17 protein-coding genes are annotated in these 15,658 nt (G+C 56.1%); 3 read left to right on the plus strand and 14 right to left on the minus strand.

Annotated features, from left to right (window positions below):
• Nucleotides 1–15 precede the first annotated feature (15 nt).
• The gene (locus IY73_RS08505; RefSeq protein ID WP_237025125.1) at nt 16–558 is read right to left on the minus strand and encodes a hypothetical protein; all 543 of its coding nucleotides are present in this window, start codon (nt 556–558) and stop codon (nt 16–18) included.
• Between the two features lie 39 nt (nt 559–597).
• On the minus strand, nt 598–1,077 hold the full coding sequence (locus IY73_RS08510) for an AAA family ATPase (protein ID WP_237025126.1): 480 nt from the start codon (nt 1,075–1,077) through the stop codon (nt 598–600).
• Nucleotides 1,078–1,208: 131 nt separating this feature from the next.
• Here IY73_RS08510 and IY73_RS01095 point away from each other — a divergent pair, with 131 nt between their 5' ends.
• Both IY73_RS01095 and IY73_RS01100 read left to right on the plus strand, forming a co-directional pair.
• The gene (locus IY73_RS01095; protein WP_053961443.1) at nt 1,209–2,636 is read left to right on the plus strand and encodes a mycothione reductase; all 1,428 of its coding nucleotides are present in this window, start codon (nt 1,209–1,211) and stop codon (nt 2,634–2,636) included.
• A 96-nt stretch (nt 2,637–2,732) separates the two neighbouring features.
• Nucleotides 2,733–3,674 carry an esterase/lipase family protein gene (locus IY73_RS01100; protein ID WP_053961444.1) on the plus strand — a complete coding sequence of 314 codons (942 nt, stop codon included), beginning with the start codon at nt 2,733–2,735 and terminating at the stop codon, nt 3,672–3,674.
• A gap of 205 nt (nt 3,675–3,879) precedes the next feature.
• Here IY73_RS01100 and IY73_RS08515 read toward each other — a convergent pair whose 3' ends face one another.
• From IY73_RS08515 to rlmN, 7 genes are all read right to left on the minus strand, one after another.
• Complete coding sequence (locus IY73_RS08515) at nt 3,880–4,581, minus strand: cobyric acid synthase (protein WP_053978692.1); 702 nt, start codon at nt 4,579–4,581, stop codon at nt 3,880–3,882.
• Between the two features lie 18 nt (nt 4,582–4,599).
• A complete protein-coding gene (locus IY73_RS08520) occupies nt 4,600–4,983 on the minus strand; it encodes a nucleotide-binding protein (protein WP_053978693.1) in 384 nt (127 codons plus the stop codon).
• 82 nt (nt 4,984–5,065) lie between these two features.
• The gene (gene map / locus IY73_RS01115; protein ID WP_053961446.1) at nt 5,066–5,953 is read right to left on the minus strand and encodes a type I methionyl aminopeptidase; all 888 of its coding nucleotides are present in this window, start codon (nt 5,951–5,953) and stop codon (nt 5,066–5,068) included.
• A gap of 48 nt (nt 5,954–6,001) precedes the next feature.
• Complete coding sequence (gene ispG, locus IY73_RS01120; protein WP_053962628.1) at nt 6,002–7,108, minus strand: flavodoxin-dependent (E)-4-hydroxy-3-methylbut-2-enyl-diphosphate synthase; 1,107 nt, start codon at nt 7,106–7,108, stop codon at nt 6,002–6,004.
• Between the two features lie 91 nt (nt 7,109–7,199).
• Nucleotides 7,200–8,435 (minus strand): M50 family metallopeptidase, encoded by a 1,236-nt coding sequence (locus IY73_RS01125; RefSeq protein WP_053978694.1) that lies wholly within the window; start codon nt 8,433–8,435, stop codon nt 7,200–7,202.
• Entirely contained in the window at nt 8,432–9,583 is a 1,152-nt protein-coding gene (gene dxr / locus IY73_RS01130; RefSeq protein WP_053962629.1) for a 1-deoxy-D-xylulose-5-phosphate reductoisomerase, read from the minus strand. Before dxr ends, IY73_RS01125 begins: the two co-directional genes overlap by 4 nt.
• Before the next feature lie 46 nt (nt 9,584–9,629).
• Nucleotides 9,630–10,739, minus strand: a complete 1,110-nt coding sequence (gene rlmN / locus IY73_RS01135; protein ID WP_053978695.1) for a 23S rRNA (adenine(2503)-C(2))-methyltransferase RlmN — start codon at nt 10,737–10,739, stop codon at nt 9,630–9,632.
• Between the two features lie 72 nt (nt 10,740–10,811).
• Here rlmN and IY73_RS01140 point away from each other — a divergent pair, with 72 nt between their 5' ends.
• Entirely contained in the window at nt 10,812–11,225 is a 414-nt protein-coding gene (locus IY73_RS01140) for a LapA family protein (protein ID WP_053978696.1), read from the plus strand.
• Nucleotides 11,226–11,439: 214 nt separating this feature from the next.
• Here IY73_RS01140 and IY73_RS01145 read toward each other — a convergent pair whose 3' ends face one another.
• The 5 genes from IY73_RS01145 to rpsB all read right to left on the minus strand — a co-directional run bounded on the left by IY73_RS01145 (nt 11,440) and on the right by rpsB (nt 15,557).
• Nucleotides 11,440–12,360 carry a phosphatidate cytidylyltransferase gene (locus IY73_RS01145; RefSeq protein WP_053978697.1) on the minus strand — a complete coding sequence of 307 codons (921 nt, stop codon included), beginning with the start codon at nt 12,358–12,360 and terminating at the stop codon, nt 11,440–11,442.
• 3 nt (nt 12,361–12,363) lie between these two features.
• On the minus strand, nt 12,364–12,921 hold the full coding sequence (gene frr / locus IY73_RS01150; protein ID WP_053978698.1) for a ribosome recycling factor: 558 nt from the start codon (nt 12,919–12,921) through the stop codon (nt 12,364–12,366).
• Between the two features lie 39 nt (nt 12,922–12,960).
• Nucleotides 12,961–13,692 carry a UMP kinase gene (gene pyrH / locus IY73_RS01155; RefSeq protein WP_053961452.1) on the minus strand — a complete coding sequence of 244 codons (732 nt, stop codon included), beginning with the start codon at nt 13,690–13,692 and terminating at the stop codon, nt 12,961–12,963.
• Nucleotides 13,693–13,845: 153 nt separating this feature from the next.
• The gene (gene tsf / locus IY73_RS01160) at nt 13,846–14,661 is read right to left on the minus strand and encodes a translation elongation factor Ts (RefSeq protein ID WP_053961453.1); all 816 of its coding nucleotides are present in this window, start codon (nt 14,659–14,661) and stop codon (nt 13,846–13,848) included.
• A 29-nt stretch (nt 14,662–14,690) separates the two neighbouring features.
• Nucleotides 14,691–15,557, minus strand: a complete 867-nt coding sequence (rpsB, locus tag IY73_RS01165) for a 30S ribosomal protein S2 (RefSeq protein WP_053961454.1) — start codon at nt 15,555–15,557, stop codon at nt 14,691–14,693.
• Nucleotides 15,558–15,658 lie beyond the last annotated feature (101 nt).

Here is a 15,658-nt window from a genome sequence, read left to right on the forward strand (position 1 = left end):
ATCCGAAGGTGTCCACTAAAAAGACGACGAGCGTTTCGCGAGTGCCGTGGGTTTCCGCACTGCGGAGGCACCGGGCGGCGGTGTGTGCGGTATACCGGAAGGAGCGGTCTGCGGTGGAGCGCTAGCTGGAGGAGTCTGTGGTGGAGCGCTAGCCTGCAGCAGCTCAGAAATTTGATCTTCCGACATTTGGGGTGGATCAAAGGGGGCCCGACGCCGTCGATGTGGGAGTGCCAGGAGGGCAGCCTCTCGCAAGTCCTCATCGGTGACGGTGCTCCGCCCTTGCCGCGCGGCGTGGGCACATGCCGCGCGCGTCATCACAACATCGGCGCGCAGCCCATCCACCCCAGCGTGAGTGGCAATGTGGGATATGCGCAGCACTACCTCGTCGGAGATCTCTACCGTGGGGAGCAACTCGCGGGCGGTGCGGAGTCGTGCCCGCAACTGTCTGGTGGAGTCCTCCCACTTCTGGGTAAAACCGGAAGGGTCGGCATCATAGGCGAGCCTCCGGCGCACAATCTCCACTCGCTGGGCGGGATCGGAAACGGGCTCACTCTCCACACTAAAGCCGAAGCGGTCGAGAAGCTGTGGACGTAGTTCTCACTCTTCTGGGTTCATCGTCCCCACCAGAATGAACGACGTCTGTGCGGTATGCGAGAGACCGTCCCGCTCAACATGCACAAATCCCGTGGCTGCGGCATCGAGGAGGACATCCACAAGGTGGTCTTTCAGCAGGTTGATCTCATCAACGTAGAGGACACCACCATCTGCTTGGGAGAGAAGCCCAGGTTGAAACTGGTACTTCGAGGATTCCAGGACTGCCGCTACATCAAGAGATCCCACCACACGGTCTTCGGTGGCCCCAAGTGGAAGTTCGACGATGGGATACTCCGCTTTCCCCAGAAGCGGAGCCATTCCCCGCACTGCGGTTGTCTTGGTCGACCCTTTGGCTCCTCGAATCACCACTCCGCCGATTCGTGGATCAATGGCAAGCAGGCAGAGAGCTTCTCGCATCTGATGCTGCCCAACGATAGCTGCGAAGGGGTAGGCGGGTGGCGGAGTGGCCGATACGGTTCTCATAGAGGGAAGCTATGGGTGTTCGTGGGACGAAATGAAGCGATCAGACGTATACCATGGGAAGTGCCCTTCTCCCCTCGTGGGAACGTTTCTTCTGAGCATCGCTTAGCACCACACTTCACAAGGATGGATGAATGACTGCAGCACATTATGATCTTGTCGTCATTGGTACCGGCTCTGGTAACTCACTTTTCGATGAACGCTTTGACAATCTGAAGATCGCTCTCTGCGAGGACAAGATTTTCGGTGGCACCTGCCTCAATGTCGGGTGTATTCCCACCAAGATGTTTGTTTACCCCGCTGATCGTATTCATGACCTGGAGGATCTGGATCGTCTAGGCGTCAACGCCCAGGTTAATGAGGTGCGGTGGACGGAAATCGTCGATCGAGTGTGGAACCGCATCGATCCTATCGCCGCTGGTGGCGAACGTTACCGTGTGGAAGACTGCAGCAATATCGATGTTTATGGGCATGCTGAATTCATTGGCAAAAAACGTTTCCAGGTAACTGACCGCAACGGCACCGACACTCATGAAATCACCGCCGACCGTGTTGTGCTGGCGGCTGGCTCGCGCGCGGCTGTTCCCGGATTGGTCACCGAGTCTGGGGTGCAGTACTACACTAACGAAGACATTATGCGCATCGACCGTGTTCCGGAGCATCTTGTTATTCTCGGCTCGGGCTATATCGCCACCGAGTTCGCCAATGTATTTTCTGGGATGGGCGCACAAGTGACACTGATCGGCCGTTCCCAGGTGCTCCTCAAGCACCTTGACCATGAAATTGCTGAACTCTTTACAAAGATCGCACGCAAGAAATGGGATGTTCGGCTCGGACAGGGCACTACGGCCATCGACCAGATAGAAAAGCAGCGTGAAGATGGCTCCTCGTACCTCGAGACCACCGTCACCTTTGAGGACGGTAGCACGGTTACTGGCGATGCTTTCCTCGTTGCTACCGGCCGTACTCCCAACGTTGATCGCCTGGGGCTCGAGAACGGCTCCGGTGTCACGGTTGACAAGGGCCGTGTCGTGGTCGATGAGTTTGGCCGCACTACCGCACCTGATGTGTGGGCCTTCGGAGATATTTCGTCCCCTTATCAACTCAAGCATGTTGCTAATGCGGAGATGCGCGCTGTCCAACACAACCTCATGGCGGATTCGCCTGCAGATTATCAGGAGATGCCCCACCAGGTGGTTCCGGCTGCTATCTTCACCAACCCTCAGATTGCCAATGTCGGTCTCACTGAGGAGGAAGCCCGTGCTAAGGGTGACTCAGAGGGCTTCTCTGTGACAGTCAAAGTTCAGAAGTACGGTGATGTCGCCTACGGCTGGGCTATGGAAGATAAGCACGGGATCATCAAACTCATTGCGAACGCGGCAACTGGTGAGCTGCTCGGGGCACACCTGCTCGGGCATGAAGCTAGCCTGCTTATTCAGCCCATTATTCAGGCCATGAGCTTTGATCTGAAGGTTCCTGACATGGCGCGTGGTCAATACTGGATTCATCCTGCATTGACCGAAGTTGTAGAGAACGCTTTGTTGGGTCTCGGTATTCAGTAACATGTGAGACGACTCTGCAACGTGGCCACCAACATATTGTTGTAGCTGGTGGCTATGTTTTTATTGGACCTTTCACACACGGGAGAAAAGACAACCATGCTTCGCACTCGCTTCCTGCGCAAGACTGGAGCAACTCTTGCCGCACTAGCGTTGCTTTGTGCTCTACCGTCGGCCGGCCTTCCCCGGGCCAACGCCGATGACGCCATTGACCAAGACGAAGTCCCGATGAAGGATGGCCTCCCCGCTATCCTGAACCATTGGGACTGTCGCTCTGCCGAGCATCCGACTCCAGTCATCATGATTCACGGGACATTCTCACGTCAGCTGAGCCAGATTGACGTCACCCAGATGCTGCACGATAACGGTTACTGCGTCTATGGGATCAATGCCGGCTACAACCCTAATACTCTCTACACCAAGATGAACCCCGAGTATTACGGACTTGCCCACGTTGATGAAACAACAGCGCAGGTAAATGCTTTCATTGAAAAAGTTAAGCGTAAGACTGGCGCAAAGAAAGTTGACCTCATCGGGCACTCCCAGGGTGGACTCATTATTCGCAATCGGATTACCCGCTACGGTGGGAAAGACGTACGCGTTGCTATGTTCCTGTCTGGTACTCATCATGGCACCACCCTCATGGGTGCCGCGACCATGGTGAAATACGCTATGCCCCACCTTTTCCCAGTAATTGCCGAGCCGATCGTCGGCCCGGCGGTCTACGAACAGATGGTGGGCTCGCCCTTCATGACCAACCTCAACAAGCATCGGGATACGGTCTCTGGTGTGACCTACGTCGTCATGGTCAGCCCAGATGACAAACAGGCCACTCCTTGGAAATCTGGCTTCATCACTAACCCCGTGAAGGGTGCCACCGTTTTTAATATCGACATTAAACAGTTGTGCAGCATCCCTGCGGATGACGAAATCGGCCATTCCGACACCCACATCGATTACCGGGCACTGCGGGTTATTCGTTGGGCACTGTCCCAATCCACACGACCAGGCGCACATCCGAATTGCCTCGCTAATAGGTAGCGTCGGGTTAACGGATCCGCCACTGCGTATATCTCCTCATCACTGTCCTGCGCGCTAGCGCGCAGGACAGTGATCTATTGTGCACTGGAGAAGTTCCACCTGTGCTTCCTCCACCGCTGTGGCAGAAATAGGCGGCTTATGCAACACAAAACCAGTCTTGCCCACGGACTGTGCAACCTGCCGCAGCCATAGCTGGCGAACCGCATCATTGTGGAAAAAACCGGGCAGTGTGTCCCCCACACAACCCCATCACCATTTTTCCGGCTGCTGCAGAGTGTTTCACTGCCTTGTCGAGACCACGGCTCCGCACCCACTGCAGATCAGCCAGTGGGTCTTTACTCCCCGGCAAGACGACAGCATCAGCACTCTCTACTTCCCCTGGCCCTCTCACCCAATACACGTCGATGCCTGGCTCATAGGACAACGCTTCAAGATCCGTCGCATTGGCCAGGCGTGGGAAACGGATTGCGGCGATACGGAGCCGTTCTGTCCCCACTGCTGGCTGCGGCACCCCAACGTACTGGTCCTCCACTGCTTGCAACGAGTCCTCCGCACCATACCAGTAGTTCGGAACATAGGGCACTACACCCACAACAGAAACTCCAGTGCGCTCCTCCACCGTCACAAGACCCGGTTCCAGGAGTGCTTCATCCCCACGAAACTTATTGACGATGAAACCTCGCAGCAGCGCCCTATCAGCGTCATCAAGGAGCTCATATGTTCCCACGAAGTGCGCCAGCACTCCCCCACGGTCAATATCCCCCACCACAATGACCGGAATCCTGGCGGCAGCTGCCAACCCCATATTAGCGATATCGGTTGCACGCAAATTCACCTCAGCTGGAGATCCGGCCCCTTCGCACACCACAATGTCGTACTCGCGGCGCAACTGCTGAAGGTCCTCCACACATAGCTCCCGCAATACCTACCGGTCGGGGAAATAGTCACGGGCTCCGACATCGGCCACTGGCTTGCCGTGCACGATGAGCTGTGACAGTTGGTCACTACGTGGCTTGAGGATAATGGGGTTAAGGAAGGTCGACGGGGTGATACCAGCCGCTTGGGCCTGCACGTACTGTGCTCGTCCAATCTCTCCCCCGTCTGGGGTAACCGCAGCATTGTTGGACATGTTTTGTGCTTTGAAGGGAGCCACCCGCAGACCGCGTTGGCGCAGCGCTGCGCATAATGCGGTGACGAGCACAGATTTTCCCGCATCAGAAGTACAACCGGCGATGAGAACCGCAGGAGCAAGTTCGTCTGTGGCAGCAGACTGGGCAATCTGGAGCACTGCATCAACGAGGGTCGTCATGTGCCTCTCTTTCCCTTTCACGCACACAAAGGGCATACCGAGTGTGTTGTTCTCAGTATGCCCTTGATGTGACGATGGCTTGCTAACGGTGTGCGGGATCCCCACTTCCGTCTGAGCGGATGGTCAGAACTTCGTACGAATCCTCTGTCACCAGAATGGTGTGTTCGAACTGGGCAGTCCAGAGATGGTCTCGGTTTTGCACTGTCCACCCATCGTCCCAAATATCGTAGGCCAGCGAGCCTAGGTTGATCATCGGTTCGACGGTGAGTGTCATACCCGGTTCCATGATGTCGATGATGGAAGGCTCGTCGTAGTGCAACACTGCCAGACCGTTGTGGAAGGTTGGGCCAACGCCATGGCCAGTAAAGTCGCGCACGACGTTATAGCCGAACCGCTTGGCATAGGACTCGATGACGCGACCGATAACATTCACCTGGCGACCTGGTCGAATCGTCTTAATACCGCGCCACATCGCCTCATGGGTGCGTTCTACAAGAAGGCGGTGTTCTTCGCTGGGTTCTCCGGCGAAAAATGTTGCATTCGTGTCGCCGTGTACGCCGTTCTTAAATGCGGTGACATCGATGTTGACGATATCGCCTTCCTGAATCACTGTAGAATCTGGAATGCCATGGCACACAATCTCATTGAGCGATGTACAGCAGGACTTGGTAAAGCCTCGATATCCTAGTGTGGAGGGGTAGGCGCCGTGGTCACACATGTACTCGTGCGCAATGCGATCCACTTCGTCAGTGGTCACGCCAGGAGCAACTGCTTCCCCGGCTACCTGCAGTGCATCAGCGGCAATTGTGGAGGCTTCCCGCATTGCCTCAATAACTTCGGGAGTCTGTACATAGGGTTCACCGATGGCCTCTTGTACATCGTCCTTCCACGCATATTCTGGCCGCTCAATGCCAGCGGGAACAGTGCGGATAGGGGTGGGTTTGCCAGGGTGTAGCGGTCCTCGAGTCATCAATAGTCCTCTCCCAGTGGGGTATTTCAAGTGGGGTGGGTAATGGGGTTACTGGGCAGAAAGACCTTGCTCATCGGCGATGCGCTGAGCTTCCTCAATAAGAGTGGGGACGATCTCCTTCTCCGGTACAGTCTTAATGACCTGTCCCTTCACGAAAATCTGTCCTTTGCCATTACCTGATGCACAGCCCAAATCAGCTTCACGAGCTTCACCTGGGCCGTTGACAACGCAACCCATAACCGCCACGCGCAACGGGAAGGATACGTCCTTGAGGCCTTCTTCGACCTCATTGGCTAGCTCAACAACATCCACCTGGCAGCGTCCACATGAGGGGCAGGAGACGATCTCCAGGCGCTTGGGGCGAAGGTTTAAACTCCGCAGAATAGCTTCGCCGACCTTAATCTCTTCCACCGGCGGCGCAGAAAGACTGACGCGAATAGTATCCCCAATGCCTCGTGCAAGGAGCGTACCGAAGGCAACCGACGACTTAACTGTGCCTTGGAATGCGGGGCCTGCTTCGGTAACACCCAGGTGCAATGGGTAGTCACACTGGGCTGCCAGTAGTGTGTAGGCTTGCACCATCGTCACAGGATCATGGTGTTTCACTGAGATGGCGATGTCATGGAAGTCGTGCTCGGCGAAAAGACCTGCTTCCCAGAGCGCGGATTCGACGAGCGCCTCGGGAGTCGCCTTTCCATACTTTTCTAGCAGTCGTTTGTCGAGAGAACCAGCGTTAATACCAATACGGATAGGAATATTGGCGGCACGAGCGGCAGTGGCCACTTCCTTCACTCGTCCATCGAACTCACGAATATTGCCAGGGTTCACACGAACAGCAGCACAACCAGCATCAATAGCGGCGAAGATATAACGAGGCTGGAAGTGAATATCGGCGATAACAGGGATGGGGCTCTTTGCCGCGATTGCCGTCAACGCATCAGCATCTTCCTGCCGCGGACAGGCAACACGCACAATGTCACAGCCAGCAGCTGCGAGCTCTGCGATCTGTTGCAGAGTAGCGTTAGTGTCGTGGGTACGAGTGGTGGTCATCGATTGGACAGAGACTGGGAAATTGGAACCCACGCCCACACTACCCACCATCAGCTGACGGGTTTTCCGGCGCGGATGGAGTACCGGTTCGGGAGCTTCAGGCATTCCCAGATTCACATCGGCCACGATGATTCTCCTCTCGAAAAGCTCGGGGTGTCTTTCTGTATCACTTTCTAATGCTAGTCACTGCACACGTTTACTGCATAAGCCGCACTGGGTTCACCACATCGGCGACTACCGTCACGATAAACAACAAAACCAGGAGACCTACCACAATTGTGGTCAGTGGGAGCAGCTTGGAGTAGTCGGCTGGCCCCAATGGCTCTTTACCGTGGAGACGGCGGATGGCATCCCGCAGTTTCTCGTAGATGATGACCATCACGTGACCGCCATCCAAAGGCGGCAATGGAATAAGGTTAAAGAGTGCTAAGCAGAAGTTAATCTGTGCCAGCAGCATTAAGAAGACCGGCCAAGAGCCAAACGCTAGGGCATCACCACCTGCCACCGAAGCACCAACCACACTCATCGGGCTATTCGCTGACCGCTCGCCACCAAAAATGGATTTCACGAGGCCGGGAAGCTGGGACGGAATATTGACAAGGGCCTTTGCGATGGCTCCATTCAGATCCCAGGAGAAACTGACGGCAGCGGGCACGGCAGTCGCCACATTGTAGTGGCGGAGAGGTTCGAGCGGCTCCTGTCGAACGCTCACCCCAGCCACGGCAACCCGGCGAAGCGTCCCTTTGCTGTCTTTATCTGCACCCGGTTTTTTCACTAATCGCAGCGCCGGTTGCGGATCAATACGGAAGGTGTAGTTCTTACCGGCTCGCTCGACGGTGTAGATCACCACCGACGTTGCAGATTGAGTGAGCGAAATGACCTGATTGGGATCCTTAATTCGGGTCCCATTGACATGCGTGATAATGTCTCCCGCTTGTACACCGGCAGTGCCTGCCGGACCTTTACCAGCACAATCGGCAACTGAGCCGTCTGTACGCTGGTCCGCCACACAGGTTGTGGCGGCGACACGCGTCACCATGGGTGAGTTCATATTGGGAAGACCCCATGCTGCCGCAACCACCCAGATGAGGACAATGCCCAGGAGAATGTTCATAAAGATGCCACCCAGCATCACAATGATGCGTTTCCAGGCAGGCTTTTTATACATGACATCGGGAGCTTCTTCTTCGGTGAGATTCTCATCCAAGATGGTCATACCAGCGATATCGCAGAAACCGCCCAGGGGCAATGCCTTGATACCGTACTCGGTTTCCCCTTTACGGCGGGAAAACAGTGTCGGTCCGAAACCAATGAAATAGGCTCGAACGCGCATTCCCGACCATTTGGCGGTAAGCAAATGCCCCGCTTCATGGAGCGCCACCGAAACGGCGATGCCAATGATAAAAAGAATAATGCCGAGGGCAAAAGTCATGCATGCTCCTGGAGCTTCTGCTGGGCACGTGCACGCGCCCACGCTTCGGTGGCGAGAACATCGTCGACACACGTGGGGGTTGCCGCCCACTGGTCAGCTTCGGACAGAACGTCCGCAACAGTATCAACGATTGCAGGGAAGGTTAAGTTCCCAGCAAGGAATGCAGCGGCTGCTTCCTCATTTGCGGCGTTATACACTGCGGTCATCGTTCCACCGGCTCGTCCTGCTGCACGAGCCAGCTCGACTGCAGGGAAGACGCCGTTATCGAGCGGTTCAAAACTCCACTCTTGCGCACTGCTGAAATCACACGCGGGCGCAGCGTCTGGGACCCGATCAGGCCACATCATTCCTAACGAGATAGGGATCTTCATCGACGGCGGCGAGGCCTGCGCAATGGTCGATCCGTCGACGAACGTGACCATCGAGTGGACGATCGATTGCGGATGAACGACGACGGTGATGGCGTCGTAGCTTACTCCGAACAATAGATGTGCCTCGATGAGCTCCAACCCTTTGTTGATGAGGGTGGCAGAGTTGAGCGTATTCATCGGCCCCATATTCCAGGTGGGATGAGCTCCCGCTTGCTCGGGGGTCACTGACTCTAACTGTTGTCGTGTCCACCCATGGAACGGGCCCCCAGAAGCAGTGAGCACCAGTCGTGCAACTTCTGTGGTCCGTCCCGACCGCAAGCATTGTGCAAAGGCGGAGTGTTCTGAATCGACGGGTACGATCTGCCCTGTATGGGCAGCAGCAATGACCAATTCTCCACCGGCTACCAGGGACTCTTTATTGGCCAGGGCAAGGGTTTCTCCTGCTCCAATGGCAGCAAGTGTGGGGCCTAGCCCCAAGGAACCCACGAGTCCATTGAGGACTGTGTGTGCGGGGACGGATGCCACGAGATCGGTTGCGGCAGTGTCCCCCGCCCGAACAGTGACCCCGGTCCGATCCTGGACACGTTGTGCAGCGGCGGGATCGGCTACTGCGACTTCGGTGACGCCAAACTCCACAATCTGATCGCAGAGAAGGTCGACAGACTGCTGCGTGGTGCCACCTGCTGCCAGGCCGACAACCTTCAGCAAGTGTGAATTGGCACGGATAATATCGAGGGCTTGGGTACCGATCGAGCCGGTAGAGCCAAGCAGGAGAATAGAACGGGGCTCGGTCACTGGATCTTCTTTCTTCTTTCCGCCTAGTCTACTTCTCTTCCGCAGCGAGCTGACCACAAGCTGCCGCGATGTCTTGGCCGCGAGTATCTCGCACGGTGCATGTCACACCCTGCGCACGCACATGCTGGACAAAGGCGTCTTGGCGGTCTCGGGGAGAAGCATCCCATTCACTTCCGGGAGTGGGGTTGAGAGGGATGAGGTTGACATGTGCCATCTGCTGAAGCTCCCGATGGAGGAGCTGGCCGAGCATGTCAGCGCGCCAAAGTTGATCATTGACGTCGCGAATAAATGCATATTCAATCGAGATGCGACGGCCCGTGCGATCCGCGTAATACTTAGCCGCATCGATGACATCGGCAAGAGGCCAACGGTTATTGGCGGGAACGAGGGTATTGCGAAGTTCGTCGTCGGGGCAGTGCAGAGAAATGGCCAGGGTGACGGCGAGATCTTCATCCGCCAAACGGCGAATAGCGGGAGCCACCCCTACTGTCGACACCGTAACGTGACGTTGTGAGATACCAAAACCTTGTGGAATGGGTGCGGTAATCTGACGAATTGCCCGCAGGACTCGTTTGTAGTTGGCGAGCGGCTCTCCCATCCCCATGAACACCACGTTGGAGAGACGTCCCGGGCCGCCCTCCATTTCTCCCTTTTCCATAGTGCTGGCCGCCACACGTACTTGCTCAACGATCTCCGCAGCCGAGAGTTGGCGTTGAATGCCCAGCTGTCCCGTGGCACAGAAGGGGCAGGCCTGTGCGCACCCTGCTTGTGAGGAGATACAGAGCGTCGCACGGTCACTGTAGCGCATGAGAACGGATTCAAGGACGGTGCCGTCCGGCGACTTCCAGAGTGTCTTCTGGGTTGCTCCCCCATCTGCCTCAATATAGCGAACCGGGCTGAGGAGCTGCGGGAATAGGGCATCCTTCACTGCTTCTCGGACGCCGGTGGGAAGGTCGGTCATTTGCAGCGGATCCGCTTCATAACGGCCGTAATAGTGACGAGCGATTTGGTCCGCACGGAAGGCAGGCATCCCAAGTTCACGCATCTTGTTCTTAACCTCGGAGAGGGTAAGATCGGCAAAGTGCGTTGGAGGGAGCCCTCGACGGGGGCCACGGGCGAGAGGTACAGGAATCGTCATAGCACTTCTATTGTGCCAGCTCTCGGTTAATTTTCTTCACACAGGTCCTGAGATTCTGCAAGAATTAGCAGCATGAGCATTAAAAATACCGATTCTCAGCCGATCACCGGTTCCCCTGCACCCGGTGTCTCGACAACTTCCACGGTGAACGCTCCGGCAGTTCCTCCCACTGATCGTACGGATCCCTCCCCTGCCTTGTCGACCTCCGAAAAGTCCGCTAAGACTTCCAGTAAAGTAGGTGCGACCTGGGTTTTCCTGTTCCTGGGGATGCTTCTTCTCATCCTGTTGTTAGTCTTTGTTCTGCAGAATCTCGATCAGGTGTCCATGACCCTCTTTACTGCGCAGATCTCCTTCCCCCTGGGCGTGGGGATGCTTCTTGCCGCTATCGCAGGTGCTCTCATCATGACGCTCATTGGATCGGTACGCATCATTCAGTTACGTCGCCAGGTGGCACGGAGTACACACAAAGACACAACCAAACTCTAAACGCACAGCATTCGTGATTCTCCCTAACAGCGAGGCGAGCCGCCCCTTTCCTGGGAGAACCCTATAGATACTGCAAGGCGCTGTGGACACCTCGAAGGTGGCCCACAGCGCCTTTTACTTTGCCTGTGTGCTAGGCGTACCTTCTTCCCGGTTTGTGTTGTGCAGCCAGTAGTCGGCACAACACAGCATGCGGGAGAAGAAGATATGACGGGTATTAGAACAGCCCGTTGAGGGAAACAGCGATGGTGAGGACAACCCATGTCATAGCCGCGCTCGGAAGCATACCGTCAACCCGGTCCATCATTCCGCCATGTCCAGGAAGCAGGTTACTCATATCTTTAATGCCCAGCTCACGCTTAACCTGCGACTCCGCCAGATCACCGAAGATATCCGAGAAGACCAGACCTACTGCTAGCACAATACCAACCCACCAGGGAAGCTTGAGCAAAAAGACGGTCATGAGGATAGCGGCAATCAGTGCGAAGACGAGGGACCCAGTGAGGCCTTCCCAGGATTTCTTCGGACTGACTTTCGGGGCGAGTGGGTGTTTACCCCACAGCACACCGAAGGTATACCCGCCGGTGTCGGAGCACACAACTGTGACGATGAACGTCACGAGGAGGAGGTTACCTTTCAGGGTGCCATCGGCAGACTCAAAGCCCATCAGGACGGTAGTGAAAGCGCCCATGAGAGGGATCCATGCTAGCAAGAAGCCCCCCATGCTGGTATCTCGCAACCAACCTGTCGGAGATGCTTTATTCCCATCGAGGAATAGGCGAATTACTGAGAACAGCATGATAGACAGCAGGAATGCCACCATGATTCCGGTGATACCAGCCAGTGCCGACCACACGATCGCCTGCGCCATGATGTGCATCACGACAGGTGGTAAGCGGTATCCGTGCGCTTTCAGATGCGTGAGCACTTCATGCAGCCCAAGCCCCACCATGATGGCTGCCACGACACTCCACACAAGCTGAATAATCAGGGTGTTGTCGGTAAGGGCAGGGACACCGAGAACGATGAGAAGAATAAACCCGCCCAAAACGATGCCTGTTCCGAATGCAGCTGGCAGATTACGCCCGGGGTTTCGCTTCCTCTTCAGTGTTTGCGCGGGCTCTGGGGTGGTCGACACTACTTACACCTCCATGAGATCGGTTTCCTTAGCGGCCACCATCTCATCGATATTCTGGGTGTACTTCTTGGTGAGTGCGTCAACGTCCTTTTCGGCAGCCTTGACTTCATCCTCACCAGCTTCGCCATCCTTATCCATTTTCTTCAGATCTTCCATGGCCTTCCGGCGAATGCCACGAATAGCGATCTTGCCGTCCTCCCCTTTTGACTTAGCCTGCTTAGTCAGTTCACGACGGCGTTCTTCAGTAAGTTGTGGCACATTGATGCGTAGCACCTGACCATCATTAGCGGGGTTAAACCCCAGGTCAGAGTTACGGATGGCATTCTCAATATTGGCCATTTGGCTCTGCTCATAGGGCTTGATGAGGACGAGACGCGCCTCGGGGATATTGATGGTGGCCATCTGGTTGATGGGAGTCATCACCCCGTAATAGTCGGCCATAACGTGGTTAAACATGGCGGCTGTCGCACGCCCGGCACGAATAGTACTGAGGTTCTCACGGGTGTGCTCCACAGTCTTATCCATCTTGTCTTCTGCTTCGAAGAGAATCTCCTCGATCATGGTGAAATACTTCCTTTGGTGGTGGGTGGGTGAGCTGTCTTACTCGGGGACGACGAGCGTGCCGATGTCATCACCGTTCACAGCTCGGGCAATGTTTCCCTTTTTCAGCAGATTAAAGACGAGGATCGGCATCTTGTTCTCCATACAGAGGGAAAATGCCGTAGCGTCGGCGACCTGTAGTCCACGATCAATGCACTCGCGGGCAGTAATCTGGTCGAACATCGTGGCGGCGGGGTTAGTACGGGGGTCAGCGGTATAGACACCGTCAACTGCCTTCGCCATGAGCAGCACATCAGCGCCTACTTCGAGGGCACGCTGAGCAGCCGTGGTGTCGGTGGAGAAGTAGGGCATACCCATGCCTGCGCCGAAGATCACGACCCTGCCTTTTTCCAGGTGACGAATGGCGCGGAGGGGCAGATAAGGCTCTGCAACCTGTGCCATGGTGATAGCGGTTTGCACACGGGTCGTGATCCCGCGTTGTTCGAGGAAGTCCTGGAGGGCGAGGCAATTCATGACGGTGCCCAGCATGCCCATGTAGTCGGAACGAGAACGATCCATACCACGCTTCGAGAGTTCGCGACCGCGGAAGAAGTTACCGCCACCGATAACTACGGCCACTTCGGTACCTGCTTCAACGATTTCGGCGATCTGAGCGGCAACTGAGTCGACGACATCGGGGTCGACGCCGACTGCACCTCCACCAAACATTTCGCCACCAAGTTTCAGCAGGACGCGCTTGTATTGTGACCGTGAGGAGTTGTCCTCCGACATTATGTGAACCCCTTTTAAGGTTGTAAAACGTGTGTTGCTCTCCATGATAGTAAAAAGCGGAGTCACCGTGAGGTCTCTTCCATAAGAGACACGGTAACCCCGCTTTACTCTGCTTCAGAGGGATTATTGCTCGGCAACAACCCGGTGAGCGCCTTAGTGCTGACCGACCTCGTAGCGGAGGAAGGCGAGAACCTTCACACCAGCTTCGTCGAGGACCTGGCCGACAGTCTTCTTGCTCTCTGCAACGGAGGGCTGATCAACCAAGCAGACGTCCTTGAAGAAGCCGTTGAGGCGACCCTCAACGATCTTCGGAAGGGCTTGCTCCGGCTTGCCTTCTTCACGAGCGGTAGCCTCGGCGATCTCGTGCTCCTTAGCGACGACATCGGCGGGAACTTCGTCACGGGTGACGTAGCTCGGCTTCAGTGCTGCAATCTGCATAGCGGCAGCGTGGGCAGCAGCCTCCCCGTCACCCTCGTACTGGACGAGTACGGCAACCTGCGGAGGCAGATCGGCAGAGCGCTTGTGCATGTAGGTGGATACCTGACCGTCCAGCTTACCGTAGCGGGCAAGCTGCATCTTTTCGCCGATGATAGCAGAAAGAGCCTGCACAGCGTCAGCAACGGTCTCGCCGTCGAGGTCGAGAGCCAGCAGCTCATCGAGGTCGGCGGGGCGCTTCTCGGCAGCCAGGTTGACGATCTTGTCAGCCAGGTTGATGAACTGGTCGTTCTTGGCGACGAAGTCAGTCTCGGCATTCAGCTCGATAACGACGCCATCCTTAGAAGCAACCAGGCCCTGAGCGGTAGCGCGCTCAGCACGCTTACCCACGTCCTTGGCACCCTGGATACGCAGGATTTCGACAGCCTTGTCAAAGTCACCTTCAGACTCGGTGAGGGCGTTCTTACAGGCCATCATGCCGGAGCCGGTGATTTCGCGGAGACGCTTCACGTCTGCAGCGGTGAAATTGGCCATTGTGGCAACCTTCCTAAAGTGTGGGGTGATTACTCGGCGTCAGCGGCAGCATCGGCAGCCGGAGCTTCTTCAGCAGCCGGGGACTCTTTCGCGGCAGCTTCTTCGGCAGGAGCGTCAGCAGCAGCGGCAGCAAGCTGCTCAGCTTCCCACTCAGCAAGCGGTTCGCCTTCGCCGGGCTTGTCGGCGACGTCCTTCTTGGCAACCTGTTCGGCGCGAGCCTGCAGACCTTCGGCGATAGCGGAGGCGATCACCTTGGTGAGAATGGCGTCGGAACGGATAGCATCGTCGTTAGCCGGGATCGGGTAGTCAACGTCGTCGGGGTCACAGTTGGTATCGAGAATACCGACGACCGGGATGTTAAGCTTCTTGGCTTCAGCGATAGCCAAGTGTTCCTTGTTAGTGTCAATAACCCACATGACGGAGGGAACCTTGGTCATGTCGCGAATACCGCCGAGGCTGCGCTCCAGCTTGGTCTTCTCACGGGTAAGCATGAGAATTTCCTTCTTGGTGCGGCCTTCGAAGCCACCAGTCTGCTCCATGTTCTCCAGTTCCTTGAGACGGAGAAGACGCTTGTGAACGGTCTGGAAGTTGGTCAGCATGCCGCCCAGCCAGCGGTGGTTGACGTAGGGCATACCTACGCGCTTGGCTTCTTCCTCAATCGCTTCCTGGGCTTGCTTCTTGGTGCCAACGAAGAGCACATTGCCGCCGTGGGCAACGGTCTGCTTAACGAAGTCATAGGCCTCATCGATGGAGGTGAGGGTCTGCTGGAGGTCGATGATGTAGATGCCGTTGCGTTCGGTGAAGATGAAACGCTTCATCTTGGGGTTCCAACGGCGGGTCTGATGACCAAAGTGTGCACCTGCGTCGAGCAGCTGCTTCATAGTTACAACAGCCATGTTGTAGTGGAGACTTGAAGAACAGCACTACACTGCAGTCTCCATCCTCGCTTTCTTCTCTGTGGTTAGTGTGTTCTCACCTTGAGAACACCCTGGTAGAA

The organism is Lawsonella clevelandensis (assembly GCF_001293125.1).
Taxonomy (GTDB): Bacteria; Actinomycetota; Actinomycetes; order Mycobacteriales; family Mycobacteriaceae; genus Lawsonella; species Lawsonella clevelandensis.

Excerpts from the sequence above, each read along its gene's own strand:
- IY73_RS08510 (WP_237025126.1), bottom strand. The coding sequence starts at position 1,077 with ATGAGAACCGTATCGGCCACTCCGCCACCCGCCTACCCCTTCGCAGCT.
- IY73_RS01095 (WP_053961443.1), top strand. The coding sequence starts at position 1,209 with ATGACTGCAGCACATTATGATCTTGTCGTCATTGGTACCGGCTCTGGT.
- IY73_RS01100 (WP_053961444.1), top strand. The coding sequence starts at position 2,733 with ATGCTTCGCACTCGCTTCCTGCGCAAGACTGGAGCAACTCTTGCCGCA.
- IY73_RS08520 (WP_053978693.1), bottom strand. The coding sequence starts at position 4,983 with ATGACGACCCTCGTTGATGCAGTGCTCCAGATTGCCCAGTCTGCTGCC.
- map (WP_053961446.1), bottom strand. The coding sequence starts at position 5,953 with ATGACTCGAGGACCGCTACACCCTGGCAAACCCACCCCTATCCGCACT.
- ispG (WP_053962628.1), bottom strand. The coding sequence starts at position 7,108 with ATGCCTGAAGCTCCCGAACCGGTACTCCATCCGCGCCGGAAAACCCGT.
- IY73_RS01125 (WP_053978694.1), bottom strand. The coding sequence starts at position 8,435 with ATGACTTTTGCCCTCGGCATTATTCTTTTTATCATTGGCATCGCCGTT.
- rlmN (WP_053978695.1), bottom strand. The coding sequence starts at position 10,739 with ATGACGATTCCTGTACCTCTCGCCCGTGGCCCCCGTCGAGGGCTCCCT.
- IY73_RS01140 (WP_053978696.1), top strand. The coding sequence starts at position 10,812 with ATGAGCATTAAAAATACCGATTCTCAGCCGATCACCGGTTCCCCTGCA.
- frr (WP_053978698.1), bottom strand. The coding sequence starts at position 12,921 with ATGATCGAGGAGATTCTCTTCGAAGCAGAAGACAAGATGGATAAGACT.
- pyrH (WP_053961452.1), bottom strand. The coding sequence starts at position 13,692 with ATGTCGGAGGACAACTCCTCACGGTCACAATACAAGCGCGTCCTGCTG.
- tsf (WP_053961453.1), bottom strand. The coding sequence starts at position 14,661 with ATGGCCAATTTCACCGCTGCAGACGTGAAGCGTCTCCGCGAAATCACC.
- rpsB (WP_053961454.1), bottom strand. The coding sequence starts at position 15,557 with ATGGCTGTTGTAACTATGAAGCAGCTGCTCGACGCAGGTGCACACTTT.